The sequence below is a fragment of the Arthrobacter sp. 18067 genome (assembly GCF_902706295.1).
GTDB lineage: Bacteria > Actinomycetota > Actinomycetes > Actinomycetales > Micrococcaceae > Arthrobacter.
The window spans coordinates 1-17,907 of sequence record NZ_CACSJJ010000024.1; the positions used below are offsets into that span (position 1 = coordinate 1).

At 63.6% G+C, this 17,907-nt stretch carries 15 protein-coding genes; 9 read left to right on the forward strand and 6 right to left on the reverse strand.

What is annotated here, in order from left to right:
• The first annotated feature begins 232 nt into the window (after positions 1-232).
• Positions 233-730 (forward strand): RNA polymerase sigma factor, encoded by a 498-nt coding sequence (locus tag GVL04_RS20410; RefSeq protein WP_159707936.1) that lies wholly within the window; start codon positions 233-235, stop codon positions 728-730.
• On the forward strand, positions 727-1,437 hold the full coding sequence (locus GVL04_RS20415) for a hypothetical protein (RefSeq protein WP_159707938.1): 711 nt from the start codon (positions 727-729) through the stop codon (positions 1,435-1,437). Before GVL04_RS20410 ends, GVL04_RS20415 begins: the two co-directional genes overlap by 4 nt.
• A 68-nt stretch (positions 1,438-1,505) precedes the next feature.
• On the opposite strand, the gene treS is transcribed toward GVL04_RS20415, so the two are convergent.
• Positions 1,506-3,791: a maltose alpha-D-glucosyltransferase gene (treS, locus tag GVL04_RS20420; RefSeq protein ID WP_159707940.1), complete on the reverse strand. Its 2,286-nt coding sequence runs from the start codon at positions 3,789-3,791 to the stop codon at positions 1,506-1,508.
• Positions 3,792-4,049: 258 nt separating this feature from the next.
• Here treS and GVL04_RS20425 point away from each other — a divergent pair, with 258 nt between their 5' ends.
• Together GVL04_RS20425 and GVL04_RS20430 are read left to right on the forward strand one after the other, a co-directional pair.
• Positions 4,050-5,024 carry an NAD(P)-dependent oxidoreductase gene (locus tag GVL04_RS20425; protein ID WP_159707942.1) on the forward strand — a complete coding sequence of 325 codons (975 nt, stop codon included), beginning with the start codon at positions 4,050-4,052 and terminating at the stop codon, positions 5,022-5,024.
• Positions 5,025-5,090: 66 nt separating this feature from the next.
• Positions 5,091-6,404 carry an LssY C-terminal domain-containing protein gene (locus tag GVL04_RS20430; protein ID WP_159707944.1) on the forward strand — a complete coding sequence of 438 codons (1,314 nt, stop codon included), beginning with the start codon at positions 5,091-5,093 and terminating at the stop codon, positions 6,402-6,404.
• Between the two features lie 99 nt (positions 6,405-6,503).
• On the opposite strand, the gene GVL04_RS20435 is transcribed toward GVL04_RS20430, so the two are convergent.
• Positions 6,504-7,733, reverse strand: coding sequence for an amidohydrolase (locus tag GVL04_RS20435; RefSeq protein ID WP_159707946.1), 1,230 nt, complete (start codon positions 7,731-7,733; stop codon positions 6,504-6,506).
• A gap of 26 nt (positions 7,734-7,759) precedes the next feature.
• A complete protein-coding gene (locus GVL04_RS20440; RefSeq protein ID WP_235036377.1) occupies positions 7,760-9,235 on the reverse strand; it encodes an MFS transporter in 1,476 nt (491 codons plus the stop codon).
• An 81-nt stretch (positions 9,236-9,316) separates the two neighbouring features.
• On the opposite strand from GVL04_RS20440, the gene GVL04_RS20445 reads away from it, so the two are divergent.
• The 4 genes from GVL04_RS20445 (at position 9,317) to GVL04_RS20460 (ending at position 13,827) form a co-directional block, all read left to right on the forward strand.
• Positions 9,317-10,381, forward strand: coding sequence for an Lrp/AsnC family transcriptional regulator (locus tag GVL04_RS20445; RefSeq protein WP_235036378.1), 1,065 nt, complete (start codon positions 9,317-9,319; stop codon positions 10,379-10,381).
• 22 nt (positions 10,382-10,403) lie between these two features.
• On the forward strand, positions 10,404-11,297 hold the full coding sequence (locus GVL04_RS20450) for a LysR family transcriptional regulator (RefSeq protein ID WP_159707950.1): 894 nt from the start codon (positions 10,404-10,406) through the stop codon (positions 11,295-11,297).
• A gap of 131 nt (positions 11,298-11,428) precedes the next feature.
• Positions 11,429-12,799 (forward strand): L-serine ammonia-lyase, encoded by a 1,371-nt coding sequence (locus tag GVL04_RS20455; protein WP_159707952.1) that lies wholly within the window; start codon positions 11,429-11,431, stop codon positions 12,797-12,799.
• Between the two features lie 104 nt (positions 12,800-12,903).
• Entirely contained in the window at positions 12,904-13,827 is a 924-nt protein-coding gene (locus GVL04_RS20460; protein WP_159707954.1) for an AEC family transporter, read from the forward strand.
• A 307-nt stretch (positions 13,828-14,134) separates the two neighbouring features.
• On the opposite strand, the gene GVL04_RS20465 is transcribed toward GVL04_RS20460, so the two are convergent.
• The 3 genes from GVL04_RS20465 to GVL04_RS20475 are packed head-to-tail and all read right to left on the reverse strand — an operon-like array spanning position 14,135 to position 16,324.
• Complete coding sequence (locus tag GVL04_RS20465) at positions 14,135-14,539, reverse strand: RidA family protein (protein ID WP_159707956.1); 405 nt, start codon at positions 14,537-14,539, stop codon at positions 14,135-14,137.
• Positions 14,536-15,342: an IclR family transcriptional regulator gene (locus GVL04_RS20470; protein WP_159707958.1), complete on the reverse strand. Its 807-nt coding sequence runs from the start codon at positions 15,340-15,342 to the stop codon at positions 14,536-14,538. Before GVL04_RS20470 ends, GVL04_RS20465 begins: the two co-directional genes overlap by 4 nt.
• Positions 15,302-16,324, reverse strand: coding sequence for a sugar kinase (locus GVL04_RS20475; protein WP_159707960.1), 1,023 nt, complete (start codon positions 16,322-16,324; stop codon positions 15,302-15,304). Before GVL04_RS20475 ends, GVL04_RS20470 begins: the two co-directional genes overlap by 41 nt.
• Before the next feature lie 247 nt (positions 16,325-16,571).
• On the opposite strand from GVL04_RS20475, the gene GVL04_RS20480 reads away from it, so the two are divergent.
• Positions 16,572-17,906, forward strand: a complete 1,335-nt coding sequence (locus GVL04_RS20480; RefSeq protein ID WP_159707962.1) for an alanine racemase — start codon at positions 16,572-16,574, stop codon at positions 17,904-17,906.
• Position 17,907 lies beyond the last annotated feature (1 nt).

Sequence of the window (17,907 nt, forward strand, 5' to 3'; positions counted from 1 at the left end):
GAAGCCTCAAGAACCGAGACCCCCGCACACACCAAATCAACAAACTCGGCACGCGCACCCGAAGGAAACAACTTGACCATGAAACGCTCCATCAATCAGAGCGTTGCAACGACCCTATGACTTTGCCCCGAAAACATTGCCATTAAGTGCCATATCGCGGGCAGTTGGTTACATATTCCGGCCTGCCGGACATTAACTGGGTATGAAGGTGCAGACGGAGCAGGGGGATCGCGTGGAGCTGGCTAGGCAGAAGCTGTTCCTGGCCGCACACGCGGCGTCCCATGACAAGGTGTACCGGTATTTCCGGCGTCGAACCGAGAGCGCGTCAACAGCTGAGGACCTCACCGCGGAAGTGTTCCGGATCGCGTGGGAAAAATGCCTTCAGGGCCAGGAATTGTCTGTACTGATGGTGTTCGGCATCGCCCGGAATGTCCTCCGCAACCATCACCGCGCAACGGCTCGATCCCTCAACCTTGTACAGCAACTGGAGCTGCAGCGAACGCAGCAGTTGGGTTTCGACGACGGTACGGTGGCCGATGTGCTGGACCGGCTCAAACCCGAGGAGCGCGAGGTGCTTCTGCTGACGTACTGGGACGGATTCACCTCGGCCGAGATCTCGGCCCTGCTCAATGTCACGGCCACGGCCGTCAGGATGCGCCTGCACAGGGCACGCAAACAACTCAGCGAACTACTCCGGATGGATCAAGCCACAGAGGATGTGCAGCGATGAATAAGAAGGAAGCGCTGACCGTGGAACGACTTAATGCGGCCGACCCCGCCTTGGCGGTCACGGAAGAAGAGCTGGCACGTAGCCGTGAGAAGAGCCTGACTGTCATGGACACTGACGTCAATCAGGTGGCCGTCGGCGGGTCCATTGCAGATTTCCATCAACAGCCCGCCAAGCGCCGTGTGCGGTTGATGGCAGGGGCCGGTTTGGTGGCTACCGCCGTTGCAGCAGTAGTTGCAGGCGTGGTGGTGACATCGTCCATGAGGGCTCCGCTGGCGGAGCAAGCTGCACCGGCTGCTACGCCCACCACGGCGGAAACAGATTCCTCCAGCTTTACGCCGCTTCCCGAAATTACGGGCCAGATGCCGACGTTCGAGGCCAATATCATCACCGGCGGCAACGGCCACAAGGCCGCTGTCTCCATCGGCAAAGAGTCAGACTTTCACATGGACGCCGGCAGCATGGGAACGCTTGGCCTGAACGCCGGAGGATGTTTAGCCAGCATCGCCCCCGACGGCACGTCGGAGGGACTCATCTTCCCCTTCGGGACAAGAGTTACCGAGACGGGAGTGGTTTTCCCTGATGGAAAATCCTTGAATATTGGAGATGAATTCGCGTTCGGAGGAGGACTTTCCCCGGGGCCGGACTTGGGGGTCTGCTCCCCAACGGGTGCGGCTTTCCTGGTTCAAAGCTGGGACCCGCTCCCCTGACCGGCCCCTCGGCGATTAACGCCAAACCGCGACGTCGGCACTCACCATAAGTGCCGACGTCGTGCTCCCTATTCGGTGGCCTCGTCCTCAACTACCGGGTCTTTCAAGAGGAGCGCCGTGCCTTGGAAGGCGGGCAGTTCGAGGAAGAAGCTGCAGAGATCATCCACCTGGCCGACGTCTTCACCGCTGAACAGATCATGGACTGTGGCGCCCGGCACCAGGTGCGGTGACTGGATGCTGCCGGCGATGTCCTGATCTGAGAAGTTCAGGACGGTCACCTGGAGGGCCCCGTCGGCGAGCTGGTTGACCATGACCAGCAGCCCACGGTTGGACACGTCCGGCACGTCCAGGAGGGTGCTGGTTGCGATCCCCGACTCCTCCCGCACTGTGAGTATCTGCTGGAGGCGCCGCGCGTAGGAGTTTGAATCGTTGAGCTGTTCGGGCAACGGACCATAGAGACTCCGGGCGCGGGGCATGCCGGCCAAGGAGGTCTTCGCATCCGGGCTGGTGCCCATCAGGTCGTGGGCTCCGCGGTTGATCCAACGGGTGTCGCCCTGCGAGGTGAGCTCGCGGACCGTCTCGCGGTCAATGGCTGTGATGCCCGTGAGGTCCCAGCCGGAGAGCGCGAAGACGCCAGGCTGCAGTGCGTTGTACATGGAGAGCAGGACGTGGGCATCCAGGACCTGGGCCTCCTGCTCCTTGGTGATGGCGTCCGGATCCTTGATGCCCAGGGCGGCCATGATGAAGCTGACCGTGGTGCAGGCGATGCCGTTGGTGGTGAAGACCGCGTTGTACGGTCCGTTCTCACCGGTGAGCCGTTCCCGCATGGTGTTCTGGACCTTCTCGGCAACCTCAGCGCCGGTCAGTTCCTCACCGCCAAGCTCGAAAACGTCGTCCCGGTGCCCTGCAGCAAAGTGGAGCAGTTCATAGGTCAGTTCATCGTGGTTCTGGAGTGCGTGGACCAATGAAGCCTGGTCCACGCCGATGTCCATGGAGAGGCGAAGGGTCAGGCGCAGGAACTCGGTATCCCCGATGACGAGGGCGTAGTGATAAGCGGGCCTGGTGATGAAGTCGTAGGAGAGGTCCGGGCCGGACTCGGACTGGATCTTGATGTCATCGATGGTGAGGTTGAGTTCCTGGAAGGAGAACCCGCCCACCTTGCGGATCATGGAACCGATCAGCTGGTTGGCTGCCTCGGACAGCGGGTGTCCCTCGGACCAGCCGGGCTCCTCCTCCGCGCTCTTTTCGACGCCGAGGAAGCCGTTGGCATCCAGCCTCAGCGCGCCCGTGCCAAGGTCCAGCAGGGAGTGCAGGGCGTCGCCAACTACCAGGCGCATCCCGGCGAACGTTGGGTCCAGCCAGTTGATGGAGGGTTGGCCGGACTTGAAGTAGTGGAGGTAGACCCAACGTCGGGTCTTGCCGGTGGTATCGACGATCGGCTTGGTGGCGCTCCAGTTGGTTTCCTTGACGCCGGGCTCGTAGAAAATGACCCGCTGCAGCCGTCCGATGATGTAGCCCGCCTTTTGCAGGGCCTGCTCCGCGTCGGGGCTGATGTTGACGGAGTCCTCGCCCTCGGGGACGTCGGGCAACAGGTGCCAGTCCTCCTCCGGGATGTCCACCATGTGATAGATGCCGGGGTAGTCGCGGAAGTTCATCTCAGCCAGCCGGAAGTCCGCGCCCTTGCCGGTATGCCCGGGAACGATGTCGTCAATGACGGTGCCGCCGTGATCGTTGGCAACCTCGCACATCTGGCGGAACTCTTCCTCGGTTCCGAAGGCCGGGTCGATCGCCATGGAGATGCGGTCAAAGTGACCGTCCACGCTGGGTGTCTGCGACCAGCCGCGGATGCCGCCAGCCAGCTTTACCGGCCCGGTGTGCAGCCCACGGATACCAATCTTGCTGAACGCATCCCAGAGTTCAGGATCACCCAGGGCGGACAGGAACGACTGGCCATCCTTCGTGATGAAGGAGAGGGGGTAGGCGGTGAACCAGACGGGTGCCCGCTCCACGGCCGCCCGTGGGTTGGGCCTGGCATAGGAGTTCTGCCACATGCTTGCCTGGCCGGACAGTTGCCGGGCCATGGTGTTGGCGTCGCCCAGCATCGACTGATTCCGCAACCAGTCGACATACGTCTTATTCAGGCCGTCGAACTCCAGTGAGGGGCGCGCTGCGAAGAACTGCCGTCGCCGGGCGATCGGCCTCAGGGCCTTCGGCCGTGCCGGATAGAACTGCTCGTCAAACGTGATCTCCGCCGGCTCACTGGCTGCGTCCTCCACCGGTAGCTCTTCCGTCGTTGGATCTTCAGCGTTCTGGTTGGCGTCGGACACAGTGTCGTTCACAATCGGCTCCCGCACAGGCTTCTCCTTCGGTGGCCGCCGCACTTGGCGCCGACCTTATGAGGTGGTGTTCAAGAGGTCACGTACCCCGGCTTCCCGGGAGTATTCATGCTAGTCGGGGTACCTGACCGTTTGTCTAAACCGGACGAACCAAGTCTCGATGTTGCGTGGACCGGCGTGGGGCCTCCCAGTACATCCTCTTACTCCTACCGGGCTGTTACCCCTACCGGTCGACTGTGAACATTCAGTACCGTGACTCATGGAGAACGGAGAACCGTGAGAATTGTTGTTATCGGGGGCAGCGGGCATATAGGCTCCTTCCTCATTCCCAGGCTCATACGCGGCGGCCACGAGGTCATCAATATCAGCCGCGGGACCAGCTCGCCATACGTTGATGCGTCCGAGTGGCAGCAGGTCCGGCAGGTCGTGGCGGACCGGCAGCAGGAAGACCGTGAGGGCAGCTTTGGTGACCGGGTTGCGGCACTGCAGGCCGACGTCGTAGTTGACCTGGTGTGCTTCACACTCGACTCCGCCACTGCGCTGGTGAACCGGCTGCGCGGCGAGGTGGGGCATCTGCTGCATTGCGGGTCGATCTGGCGTTACGGTGCCAGTCGGAAGTTGCCCATCTCAGAGGGGGCGGACTCCACCGCGGAGCCGCTGGATGAATACGGTATCCAGAAGCGCGATATTGCCCGGATGCTGAAGGACGAGACGGCCTCCGGAGGGCTCATCACTACGTCCCTGCACCCCGGCCACATTGTTGGTCCCGGATGGCATCCCGTGGGTCCGCTCGGAAATTTCGATCCCTCTGTGTGGCAAAAGATCGCGGCCGGGCAGCCACTGCAGGTACCCGGAAGTGGAACCGAGCTGATGCACCATGTGCATGCCGACGACGTCGCGCAGGCGTTCGAGAGAGCCATCCTGAATCGGGACGCGGCAGCTGGCGAGGATTTCAACATCGTTGCTCCCACAGCACTGACGGTTCGGGGCTACGTGCGCATCGCTGCTTCTTGGTTTGGCCAGGAGCCCCACGTCGAAACTGTGAGCTGGGAAGAGTTCCGTCGGACCAATACCCGGGAATCCGCCGACACCAGCTGGGCCCATCTCTCCCGTAACCACTGCATGTCCATCCATAAGGCCGAGTCCCTTATCGGCTACGCGCCCGCATATGAGCCCGAGCAGGCGGTGCGTGAATCCGTGCAGTGGCTCCTGGACAACGGGCAACTCCAGGTTCAGACCCGGCTGACTTAAGCCGACAAACCCATGTACAACAGCCACCCGAAGTCCGAAGCTTAAGGTGCCACAAGGGGGAGCTATATGTACAAGGTGCCGAAGAAAGAAGTCACAGACAGCCGATTGGACCATGGATTCTTCATCCTGGGCGGAGCGGCTGCCGTGTGGTTGGCGTTCCTGTTGGTTGGGGAGAGCTTCCATCTTGGATGGGGACAGATCTGGTTCTCCGTGGTGTTCTGGGCATTCCTGGCCTATCTCCTGCTACCGCGGCTGCACCGGATTCTGACCACCATTTACGTTCCCGGCTATTTCATTGGCCGCGCACGGACCAGCGATGGCCTCCTCGGAGATCCAGTGAATGTTGCCCTTCTCGGCGCTGAGCCCCAGATCCACGCGATCATGCAGTCCGCCGGGTGGACCACGGCCGACGACGTGACGTTCGCCAGCAGCCGCCGCATTGTCAGTTCCACCATTTTCCGCCGGAGCTACACCGAAGCACCGGTCAGCCCCCTGTACCTCTTTGACCGGCAACAGGACTTCGCCTACCAACAGGAAGTGGACAACACCCCCGGCAAACGCCACCACGTGCGCTTCTGGCGTTGCCCGGAGGGGTGGCTCCTGCCCGGTGGCCACAAAGTGGATTGGCTGGCCGCCGGAACCTATGACCGCAGCGTCGGTTTCTCGCTGTTCACCCTCCAGATCACGCACAAGATCGAGCAGAACACCGATGTGGAACGCGACCACATCGTTTCCACGGTTTCTGCCGCAGAGCCCGCTATCGCCGTGCAGGTCATCGAGGACTTCTCCACCGGCTATCACACACGCAACGGCGGCGGTGATTCGATTTCCACCGACGGCGACCTGCCCATTGTCGACGCACGCCGTGTGTCGGTCCCCGCCGGGCAACCGGCCAACAGGACTGACAGCCGCGACAGGCGGCCGGCCCCCACCATGATGGGCGCGGCACTGGTGGTGGCCAGAGCGGTTGCGGCGTTGGTCCTATCGATCACGCTCCTGACGTCCGGCGGTGAGATAGATGGCGTCACCTTCGATGACGGTTCCTCGGACCCGCAAACCACGACGGCGGCCCTGGTCACCGTAGCGGTCGTCGTGCTTCTCTTCGGTCTCGGCGAAGTCTTCCTGGCATGGCGGATCTTCCTGGGCAGCAACGGCGCCCGGGTGATCGCCATGGCCCTAAGCTCCATCTCGATCCTGGTCCAGGCAATCGACTACTCCACGGGGACTGCGAACCTCACCCTTGAGGCGGGACTCTCCGGTCTGGCCTCGGACATCCTCGTGTTATTGGCGCTCTCCAGCCAACGGGCCAGGGTCTACGCCAAACGGCAGCGTGTCCCCGCTCTTCCCCCGGAGCTGGTCAACCGGCGTGTGCCGTCCTGACCTTCTTTGAACTTAGCGTGACCGGGACACGCCGTCCCCCAGTAAAGGATCGACGACGACACTCACTCGAGTGCCGCCGTCGACCGTGCGGGCCGTAACCTATGCCTCCAGCGTCACCGTGGTGGCACCGGGCTGTCGCGAGGCCTGAAGCTTCATCAGCCCTGACCGCAACTGCGGATCCAAGGCGGCGTCCAGGATGGTGAGCGCCAGGACTGTAGCGCCGTCGATGACTGCGTCGTCGGCTTCGGGCGTGATGGCGGCTGCCGTGAAGTCCGGGTGGTGGGGCACCGCGCTGCTGTTGCGGACAACCACCATGCCGTGAACTGACGGGATCACTTGGGAGACGTTGCCCATGTCCGAGGAGCCGCCACCGAAGACGGGGGTGTGATCCACGGGCCGGCCGACTGCTTCCATGTTGGCGTCCCAGGCCTTACCCAGTCCGGCATGAGTGTCCAAGGGGGCGTAGGGATGCTCGGTCTGGCGGTGCGTCCACGTGCAGCCGGTAGCGATGGCCGCGCCCTCGAAGCAGGCGAGCACGCGCCGCTTGAGCCCGCGCCAATCGTCGAGGTCTCCGGCCCGGACCTCCACCTGCACCGTGGCGTCACCAGCGATGACGTTGGTGGCGCCGCCGCCATGCGAGATGAAGGCGTTGGTGTTGGAGTTTTCCGGCAGGTGCTGCCGCAGGACGGCCATGTTCATCAGCGCCAGGCTCGCTGCTGCTCCCGCGTTGATGGCCTTGTCCGGCGCTCCTGCGGCGTGGGCTTCGCTGCCCTTGAACTGGACCTCGAAGCGTTCCACGGCCGCCATGCTGAACGATGATGCGCTCCGTTCCGTCCCGGTCATCCCGTGAACCATGAGCGAGAACGCGGCGTCCTCCCAGGCGCCTGCCTGCAGCAGGGACACTTTGCCGCCGCCATGCTCTTCAGCCGGCGTGCCGAGCAATTTGATGCGCAGCCCGGCGGCGTCCGCTACGGGCTTGAGGGCCAGCGCTGCGCCGACGCCGGCTGCTGCGATGATGTTGTGCCCACACGCGTGGCCCACTTCCGGGAGGGCGTCGTACTCTGCGCAGATCACGACGGTCAGTTCGCCGCTCCCGTAGACGGCCTCAAGCGCCGTCGGCACGCCATAGGCGCCTTCGATGACGTCGAAGCCGCCGTCGCGCAGGACTTCGGCCGCAGCCGCCGCCGATTTGTGTTCTTCCCAGGAGACCTCGGCCAGCGCGTGGACCTTGTGGCTGAGGTCAAGGATGGAAGGCCCGACGGCGGCCACGGACTCCCGTACGGCGTCGCGCAGTGTCTGCTGTGAGGTGGTATCGATTGAAATTGTCATTGCTTTCCTCGCTGGTAGTAGATGAGTCAGTTGACGGGTTCGAGGGCGTCGCCTGCCCGGGGTGCGGCTGCGGGTGGTGCGGCTGCGGCCGGTGCGGCCATTTCCTTTGGCGGTGCAGCCTGGCGGATGAACAGGACGGCGATGGCGAAGAGCACGCAAAGGCCTGCGCAAATCCACCACACGGCGTGGAAGGACACCTCGGTTGCGGCGCGTGCTCCCGTGGCCGTGGGGGTCGTGAGGGCGGACATCAGCAGCGCGAACAGCGCTCCGGCAACGCCGCCGGCAGCGGTACGGGCGGTGTTATACAGGCCGGACGCGATGCCCACGGAATCCGCCGCCGCACGCTGGACCACCAAGGTGGGCAGGGTGCCACTGACCAGTCCCGTACCGAAGCCGGCAATCACCAGCCACGTGGAGAAGGTCACCAGCGTGCCCGGCGCCAGGATCATGAGGGCGTAGGCCACGGCGCCGAGTGCTCCACCGAGGGCAACGGTGCGGGTGCCGCCAAGGGCGCGGGAGACCCGGTCGCCGAGCGAAGCCCCGAGGAAGGCGGCCAAGGCCATAATGCTGAGCATGGTTCCGGCAGCAGAAGCTGCGGCACCGAAGCCAAAGCCCAACGTGGCGGGATCAGAGCGCAGATACACGGAGATGGGTGCCTGTGCTCCGAACAGCTGGGCACCAAACAGGAACGCGACCACGATCGGCAGCCCAATTCCGCCGCGCAAGAGCATGGTGAGGTCCACCAGCGGGTGCTCGATCCGGCGGGCGGACACCACCCAGGCAGCCAGGAGCGCAACACCGGCCACCATCGCAAAGGCAGTCGTCGTTGGCGGCCAGGTCGCCAGGTTCGAGGCACCTCCAAGCAGGGCAACCAACCCGGCACCAAGAAGTGCTGCCCCCAGGTAGTCCACCCGCCCTTTGCTCCGCAGCGGGGTCTCCTTGACGAACATGGCGATGCCCGGGATGCACAGGGCCATGAAGATTGCGGGCATGAGCAAGGTGATGGACAGGCTGCCCGTGGCGTCGAGGACGAGGCCTCCGAGGAATCCGCCGATCGTGGCGCCGAGGGTCAGCGCGGCGACCAGCCGGCCGATGCTCCGACCCGAGCGTTCTGAATCGCGCTGGTGGACGATGGCGAATTCCAGGGGGAGGAACACTGCCAGTGGTGCCTGGATGGCCCGGCCCAGCAGGAACAATTCGTAGTTGGGGGCAAACGCCACAAGCACTGAGGCCGCGGCGACAATTGCCGTGGAGATCATGAGGATTCGCTTGTGGCCGTGGATGTCGCCGAGCTTGGACAGCAGCGGGACTACCAAGACGGTAGCCAGCAAGTACGCGGCGCTGATCCAGTTCAGCGAGGCAGCCGAAACTCCATGGTGTTCACCGATGGACGAGAACAAAGGATTCAGCCAGCCCTGAAGAATGCCGCTGCCGAGCTCCATGACCACCAGGAAGCCGACGGCTCCTGCGGCCTTGGTGGAAGTCTGCGCAGTTGTACGCATGTGCGCTCCGATGTGTGAAGTGAACGGGATCACAACATCATGAAAGTGCCGTGTTTCCGTTGGATGAAATCGCAGCTATTCATGAATATCCTTATCCCTATGCAGGAATACATGCTCGATCCCCTTGAGGAACGCATCATCCATGCTCTTCAGATTGAAGGCCGCGCCCCGTGGAGCGAGCTGGCCCCGGTGATCGGCGTGGACCCAGTAACGCTGGCAAGGCGATGGGACTCGCTGCGGGAACGTGGACTCGCCTGGGTCACCGGCATCTTCCCCAGTGGGGCCTCGGCGCTCATCGACATCACCTGCGTCCCGCAACAAATCGGTGACGTAGCCAGGCAAATTACGCAGATTCCCTCCGTGCTGACCCTCGACCACACCTCCGGCGGGCGGGACCTTCTGGCGACCATGCTCGCGGACAACCCTTTGGCCATCTGGGATGCGGTCACACATCAGATCGGTGCGCTCGAGGGCGTCCGGAACACCCAGACGCATCTGGTCACGGAAATGGTGATGGAGGCGTCCGACTGGCGATTGCGCGCGCTGACTCCACCCGAAGTGGCCAAAGTACCCAAACCGCGCCCGCCCCGGACAAGGGCCCCGCGGACGGTGCACCCCGACGTCGAAGCGGCCCTACGGCACTGCCTCACCGAGGACGGAAGGCGGCCCGTCAGCCACATCGCCGCAGAACACGGCCTCAGCGAGCAGCGGGTCGCAGATGGGCTGGCCCGCTTGCGGGCCGACGGGCTGCTCCGCATTCGTACCGATGTTGCCCGGAGCGTCACAGGCTGGCCCGTCTATGCCTGGTACTTCATGCGCACAGCCGCCAAGCACATCCAGCAGATACGCGGGCTGATGGCCCAGATCCCGGAAGCCCGCACTGCGCTCGCAGTGGCCAGCCAGTACAACCTGGTGGTCGCCGTATGGCTGAGGGAGCTGACCGATGTGATGCGCTTCGAGGCAGCTCTGGAAGCGGCCGTTCCCAGCGCGAGGATTGTGGATCGCAGCGTGGTGTTCAGGATGAGCAAGCACCTGGGACGTTTGATTGATGACGACGGAGCGGCGACTCTCGGTTTCATTCACCCCTGGACGACGCCGGATGGGTCACCCGAACGTGGCTCGCGGCCTGCTTCTGGGGTTAAGTAGAGCTAAACCGTAGGAGGTTCCTGTGCTTGATATCCGTCGGCTGCACATCCTCAAGACCCTTGAGCTTGAAGGCACCATGACAGCGGCCGCTGCCAAGCTGCACATGACTACCTCGGCCGTGAGCCAGCAGCTGGCGGTGCTTGAACGGGAAGCCGGGCTGCCGCTCCTTGTCCGCGCCGGGCGGAAGGTCCGGCTCACCGAAGCCGGCATCATGCTGGTTGGACACTACGGCCGCATCGCGTCCGAGGTGGAATCCGCCGAAGCCAACCTGAAGAAGTTCCACACTGATGTCCGCGGCCGGCTGGCCATCAGCGCCTTCCCCAGCTTCTGCAGCACGGTGCTGCCCGCTGCCGTGATGTCCTTGCAGGCGAACTATCCGCGGCTGGAACTGACCGTCTCCGACCTTGAGCCGTTCGAAAGTGTGGCCCAATTGCGCGCCGGGCATATTGATGTCGCAGTAGTGGACGACCTGCACGAAATACAGGACGAAGGGCTCGTGAAGACCGTTCTGGCACGTGACGAAATCATCCTCTGTCTTCCCGGGGGCCGGCTGGCGGCCGAGGCGGTGACCCTGTCCGACTTCGCGGCTGATCGCTGGATCCTTGACCAGGAGGGCAGCGTCTTCGAGCAGTTCGTGCGCCAAACGTGCCGCGAGTCGGGGTTCGAGCCGAAGGTTGTTGCGAACTGCCGGAACCTCATGGCCACACTGGGGTTGGTCCGTGGCGGTCTCGGTGTCGCTCTGATGAGTGAGTTGAACCTCGGGCGGGAAACAGAGGATTTGGTGGTCCGCCGGGTGGAGCCCAGTTGTGGCCGCAACATCATCGTCCTGAACCGGACCGCCAGCAAGGAATCACCAGCCGTTGCTGCCGCTCTTGAAGAACTCAGGATCGCCGTGGAAGCACGCCCCACTGCCTGATTCAGCGCTTTGTGGTTCAGGATTGTTAAGCCCTGCTTCACATCGAGTTCAAAAGTTCCCGATAGACGCTGACCCGTTCCGCCCTCAGGCTGGGAAGAGACCCCCAACCCCTTACCCCGCGGAGGAACGCCATGGCCTTGAGCGCCCTTGATCTGTTTTCGATTGGAATCGGCCCGTCGTCGTCCCACACGGTCGGTCCGATGCGGGCGGCCCGCACCTTCGTTGAAACCCTTGCCGGTGAAGGCAAGCTCGACGCCGTTGATCGCCTTCACGCCGGACTTTTCGGTTCGCTGGGGGCTACTGGAAGAGGCCATGGCTCGGGCAAAGCGGTCATCCTGGGGTTCATGGGAGAGTCGCCTGAAACGGTGGAAACGTTGACAGCGGACCAGAGGGTCGAGGAGGCTACCGAAGCCAGGAAACTCCTCGTTGGACGCCGCCGGATGATCTCCTTCAACCGGGGTCAGGACGTCACGCTCCACCTGCGCCAATCCCTGCCGGCGCATCCCAACGGCATGAGGTTCCAAGCCTACGACCAGGACGGAAACGTGCTCGCCGAGCAGGTCTGCTATTCGGTGGGCGGCGGTTTCGTGGTGGATGCGGGCTCGGTTGGTGCCAAACTGCAGGACGATGTCCAGCTCCGGTTCCCGTTCACCAGCGCCGAGGAGTTGTTGTCCCATTGCGACCGCGAGGGACTGTCCATCAGTGACATTATGCTGGCCAACGAGCGTGCCTGGCGCAGCGATGAGGAAACCCGCGCGGAGTTGCTCCACATCTGGGAGACCATGAAGGAATGCGTGGAACGCGGCTGTCGCCGCACGGAAGAGCACCTGCCCGGCAGCCTCAAGGTCCGCCGTCGTGCGCCCCGCTTGTTAGCGGACCTGCAGGCGAAAGACGACACCAGCGATCCCCTACGCGCTGTGGACTGGGTCAACCTGTTCGCGTTGGCGGTCAATGAAGAAAACGCAACGGGCGGAAGAGTGGTCACGGCGCCCACCAACGGAGCCGCGGGCATCATCCCAGCCGTCCTGCACTACTACATGATGTTCACTCCCGGGGCGACGGAGGATTCGGTGGTGCGCTTCCTTTTGACGGCGGCCGCCATCGGAGTGCTGTTCAAAACGAATGCGTCAATTTCGGGTGCGGAAGTGGGCTGCCAGGGAGAGGTGGGATCGGCGTGCTCCATGGCAGCTGGCGCGTTGTGCGAGATCCTTGGCGGCACGCCCCAGCAGGTAGAGAATGCTGCGGAAATCGGCATCGAACACAACCTCGGGCTGACGTGCGACCCCGTGGGCGGCCTGGTTCAGATCCCGTGCATAGAGCGCAACGCCATGGCCAGCAACAAAGCCATCAACGCGGCCCGGATCAGCCTTCGTGGCGACGGTATCCATCACGTCTCGCTGGATGCCGCCATCAAAACCATGCGCGAGACCGGCGCGGACATGAAGAGCAAGTACAAGGAGACCTCGCGGGGAGGCCTGGCCGTCAACGTCATAGAGTGCTGACGTAACCTGGCCGGGCGGTCGGTGCCTGCCAGATAGGGTTAATCCGATCCCAGTCAGCCTGCGTCACCAGCCGGCATTCCAGAGTTACGGATTGAGGAAACGGTGTGGACGGAGTCCTTCAGGGTTTCTTTGTGGTCGGTGTTGTGCTGCTCATTGGCTACATCCTTGGCAGAACCAAGACGTTGGGTCCCGAGGGCAGCAAAGTTCTCTCCACGCTGACTTTCATGGTGGGGCTGCCCTGCCTGATGTTTTCGGCGATTGCCTCGCGCCACATTTCGGATGTCCTCAGCGCCACCGGCCTGATTTCCGTAGTCACGGCGGTGGCGGTCATGGTCGTCTTTACGGTGGCCGGGTTGATCGGCCGCTGGGGTGTCCGGCGGACCACCATTGGCGCGCTGTCCGTGGGAATCGTGAACTCCACCAATCTGGGCGTTCCTCTGTCCCTTTACATCCTCGGCAGCGCCACCTACGTCACGCCCATCATGCTGTTCCAATTGGCAATCGTCACGCCCATTGCCCTGACCATCCTGGACCTCACGGACCCGGCGGGCAAGCAGGTCTCCATCTGGCGGGTGCTGTCCATCCCCTTCCGCAACCCGGTCACCGTTGCGGCCATTCTTGGGATCGTGGTGAGTGCCTTGGGGATTGAACTGCCCCGCCTGGTTCTGGATCCCTTGGCGCTGGTTGCCCAGTTGGCTGTCCCCCTGATGCTGATCATCTTCGGCATGTCCCTTCACGGATTGTCAGTGCGCCCCGGCATCGAAGACCGCGTCCCCACCACCATTGCCGTCATTCTTAAGTCGGCAGTCCAGCCCGTGCTCGCATGGATCCTGGCCGCCTTCGTCTTCCACCTGGACCCCTTCAGCACATTCGTGGTCACGGCGTGTGCCATCCTTCCAACCGGCCAGAACGTGGTCCTCTATGCCGTCCGCTACGGCGTGGGCCAAGGGATTGCCCAGTCAACGGCGGTGTTCACCAGTATCTTGGCTGTCCCACTGCTGCTGGGGGCGGCCTGGCTGTTCGGCTAAGGCCAACGGCTGTCCATCTGGCTGGGCCTCCACCACCAACTTTGAAACCCGACGGAGCCCGAGATACCGTCTGTCGCGGCGTTTCGGGGTGGTTTCAGACCCAAAGTGGGTGGTGGCGGCACACGGTGGGAAGCCGGCCACCGCTTAAGGCTCGACGGCGGCACTCGGGTGAGTGCCGCCGTCGAGCCTTAAGCGCGGATGTGAGAGAGCGTTCCCCGAAACCGTGCGTGAGGTGAGAGAGCGTCCGGTGGAAGCTGTCGTTAGGTGAGAGAGCGTCCGGTGGAAGCTGTCGTTAGGTGAGAGAGGGTTACGCGGTAACCGCCAGGGCGTCGATCTCCACCAGCATGACCTCGTGGGGGAGATCAACAAAAACGGTGGTGCGGCTCGGCAGCAGACCGCTGGGTACGTTCTCGCGGATGAACTCGCCGTAGACCTCGTTCATGGCCGCGAAGTCGTCGCGGGTGGTGAGGTAGACGCGGAACATGAGGACGTCTTCAACGGAGGATCCGCCGGCCTCGAGGATGGCCTTCACGTTCTCCAGCGTGCGACGGGTCTGGACACGGACGTCGCCGTCGCCGATGTACTGGTTGGTGGCGGGGTCCATGGGTCCCTGGCCGGAAACCTGGAACATGCCGCCCTTCTTGATGCCCTGGGAGAATACGTGCGCCGGGGCGGGGGCGTTTTCGGTCAGTACTACGGTCTTTTCACTCATGCTGAGTTCCTTTCGTGGCTGATCCAGCCGAGGTCGTTGGAGATGGACTCGGTGCTGGCTTTGAGGTCGGGCAGCAGCTCAAGCAAGCCTTCATAGCTGAGCATCACTACCGGTACCGAACAAGAGGCTGCGGCTACAACGGCGCCGCTGGCGTCGCGGATGGGGGCCGCGATGCAGTGCACGAATGCTTCGTGCTCGGCGTTGTCGTGGGCCCAGCCCTGGATCCTGACCTGCTCCAGTTCGGCCAGGAGGGCCTCCGGCGAGGTCAGGGTGTTCTCGGTAACTTTGATGTAGTCCAACCCCGCGGCGATCTTTTCCTGCCGGCTGCGCGGCATGTCGGCGAGGAGGACTTTGGACACGGCGGCCGAGTGCAGCGATGCAGTCAGGCCGATGCGCGAGTACATGCGGACGGGGTGGTGCGACTCGAACTTGTCGATGTACACCACTTCGCTTCCTTCGAAGGCGGCGAGGTGCACAGTGTGCCCGGTGCGGCCGTTCAAGTCGGCCAAGTGCGGGTGGGCCACCTTGCGGATGTCGCGTTGTTCCAGTGCCAGCGAGGACAGCTCGAACAACTTTGAGCCGAGCATGAACCGCTGGTCCTCGTCGCGCACCACAAAGCGCTTCTCCTCCATGGCGTGGAGCAGGCGCATCACGGTGGTCTTGTGCACGGCGGCCTTGGACGCGAGCTCGTCCAGTGTTGCGGGTTTGGCGGCGAGTTCGCCGAGCAGGTCGATGGCCCGCATGAGGCTCTGGCTCACAGTGTCACGCTCCGGTTCTGGTGTTGAATTGTCCGTCTTCAACATGGATAGCAGCCCAGGCGTCATCCGAGGAATCCAGGATGGCTGCGAGCTCGGCGGCATCGGGCAGCGGGCCGCGGTCGCCGTGAACGGTCAGGGTGCACGCTGCTGCCACATGTCCGCGGCGGAGGCTTTCCTTTTGACCCAACCCGAACAGCATGCCGCTGAGGTAGCCGGCGGCGAACGAGTCTCCTGCGCCAACAGGCTCGACGACGGCGACGGACAGTGCGGACACCTCTTCCCGGGTGCCGCTTGAGTCAGCCGTGCCGCGCGTCAGCGCAATGGCGCTGATGGCCTCGTTCTTGATGACCAGGACCTCGGGATCCGGCATCATCCGGCGGAGTTCGGCTTCGTCGGTGGTGCCGAAGGCGTGTTCGGCTTCGTCTTTGCCAACAAGTACGACGTCGGCCAGGTTCGCCAGGCGCTGCAGGACGGAACGGTCCTGGCCTGCCCAGAGGGCTTCGCGCCAGTTAACGTCAAAGCTGATGGTCCGGCCGTTCCGGGGTTCGGTCAGGATGGCTTCCAGCAATGACAGGCATTCGGGGGAGAGGGCTGCGGTGATCCCGCTCAGATGAATCAGCGCAGCGTTTTCCAGCAGGGAGGAAACGTCCGGATTGGAGAGCGTGGCACGTCCCATGGCCGACGCCGCTGAGCCTTGCCGGTAGTACAACACGGAGCTGCCGCCGTCGGGGTCCGATTCCTGGGCGGGGACCTTCACGTAAAGGCCGGTGGGCAGGGAGTCGTCAACCTCGACGCCGGACACGCCCACGCCGTGGTCCCGGAGGTCGTGGAGGATGCGGGTGCCGAAGCCGTCGCGACCCACGCGGCTGACCCAATGCGTGTCCAGGCCCATGGCGGCCAAGCCCATGGCGACGTTCGATTCTGCGCCGCCGATTCCGAAGTGGAGCTCGGTGGCAAGGTGCAGGGGAACGGCGTGGACAGGGGTAAGCATGGCCATGGTTTCGCCAACGCATACAGCTGAAAGCATCGTTCTCCCGCACTCATCGTTGCGCTTCTCAGCGACTTTGGTGGGCCACGAATTCTGGGCAATTCGCGGCAGATTGGGAGGCTCTGCGGGTATGCCGCGGCCTTGACTCTCAATCCGCCACCATGTTAGACATATCACCAGCGGGTTTGCAACCAGCGTTGCAAAATACGCAACGCAAATGAAGAACGTCCCCAAACAACCCCACAACGCAGCTCCAAAAACGCAGCACCGCGAAGGGAACCAACGCGTGAATACTTCCGAAGCCATCTCGGCATCCGCCGTGGCGGACCTGGCCGAACGCCGGCTCGACTGGCGGCACAAGGCTATTCCGGCAACCGACAACGGGACCACCCACGCGGACTTCCTCGCTGCCAAACACACTCTGAGCGACCTTCAGACGCCGCTGCTCACCCTCGACGCCGCCGCGCTCGCAGCCAACGCCGATCGCCTCGCCGGGTGGTGTGCAGAACGCGGAGTCCTGCTGGCGCCGCACGGTAAGACCACCATGTCGCCGCAGCTCTGGACCGAGCAGCTCAACCGGGGCGCCTGGGGCATTACGCTGGCCAATTTCGCACAGCTTCGGGTTGCCCGGGAGTTCGGGATCCGGAACCTGCAGCTGGCCAACAGCCTCACGGATCCGCACGCGATCCAGTGGGTAGCCCGCCAGCCCGCGGAAACTACCATCCTGTCCTGGATCGACTCCCTGGGAACTGTGGAGGTCATCGACCGGACCCTTGCCGGCAGCGACGCCGTGCTGGACGTCCTGGTGGAGCTCGGCGCCCATGGCGGCCGGACCGGCGCCCGCGGCATCGACGCCGCCATGGACGTGGCCCGCGCGATTTCATCCGCCCCGAACCTGCGCTTGGTGGGCGTGAGCGGCTATGAAGGCTCGCTCGCGCACACAGCGGACGACGCCGGCCTGGCCGCCGTTCGTGGCTATCTCGCCCAGATGGGCCTGCTTCACGAGCAGCTGGTCACCGAAGGGTTGTACGGCTCAAGCGACGTGATCCTCACGGCTGGGGGGAGCGCCTACTTTGACGACGTCGTCTCAGTTCTGTCGCCATACATCGGAAAAACAGGAGCGGCCGGTGAGACTGGGTCTGATTCCGTATCTGTGGATCTCATGATCCGCAGCGGCGCCTACATCATCCACGACGACGGCTTCTACCGCGGAATCTCGCCGTTTTCCCGCGAAGGCGATCAGCCGTTCACAGCCGGAATGTACGGCTGGGCACGCGTCGTTTCGCAGACCGAACCCGGCCTGGCCATCCTCGACGCCGGCAAGCGTGACCTCCCGTTCGACGAAGGTCTGCCCGAACCGCAGCTCATCGGCCCAACACTGGGCGGAGCCATGGACCCCTTGCTCGGCGCCGAAATCACGTCGGTCAACGACCAGCACAGCTTCATGACCTACGACGCGAACACCACCACGGTGAACCCCGGCGACGTCGTCCGGCTGGGCCTGTCCCACCCGTGCACCGCGTTCGACAAATGGACCGTCATTCCGGTCCTCGCCAACACCGGCGAAGCCGGCAAGTCAGCCGACCAGACCGTCGTCGACCTCATCCATACCTTCTTCTAGG

Excerpts from the sequence above, each read along its gene's own strand:
- GVL04_RS20415 (WP_159707938.1), top strand. The coding sequence starts at position 727 with ATGAATAAGAAGGAAGCGCTGACCGTGGAACGACTTAATGCGGCCGAC.
- GVL04_RS20430 (WP_159707944.1), top strand. The coding sequence starts at position 5,091 with ATGTACAAGGTGCCGAAGAAAGAAGTCACAGACAGCCGATTGGACCAT.
- GVL04_RS20435 (WP_159707946.1), bottom strand. The coding sequence starts at position 7,733 with ATGACAATTTCAATCGATACCACCTCACAGCAGACACTGCGCGACGCC.
- GVL04_RS20440 (WP_235036377.1), bottom strand. The coding sequence starts at position 9,235 with ATGCGTACAACTGCGCAGACTTCCACCAAGGCCGCAGGAGCCGTCGGC.
- GVL04_RS20445 (WP_235036378.1), top strand. The coding sequence starts at position 9,317 with ATGAATATCCTTATCCCTATGCAGGAATACATGCTCGATCCCCTTGAG.
- GVL04_RS20455 (WP_159707952.1), top strand. The coding sequence starts at position 11,429 with ATGGCCTTGAGCGCCCTTGATCTGTTTTCGATTGGAATCGGCCCGTCG.
- GVL04_RS20465 (WP_159707956.1), bottom strand. The coding sequence starts at position 14,539 with ATGAGTGAAAAGACCGTAGTACTGACCGAAAACGCCCCCGCCCCGGCG.
- GVL04_RS20470 (WP_159707958.1), bottom strand. The coding sequence starts at position 15,342 with ATGTTGAAGACGGACAATTCAACACCAGAACCGGAGCGTGACACTGTG.
- GVL04_RS20475 (WP_159707960.1), bottom strand. The coding sequence starts at position 16,324 with ATGCTTTCAGCTGTATGCGTTGGCGAAACCATGGCCATGCTTACCCCT.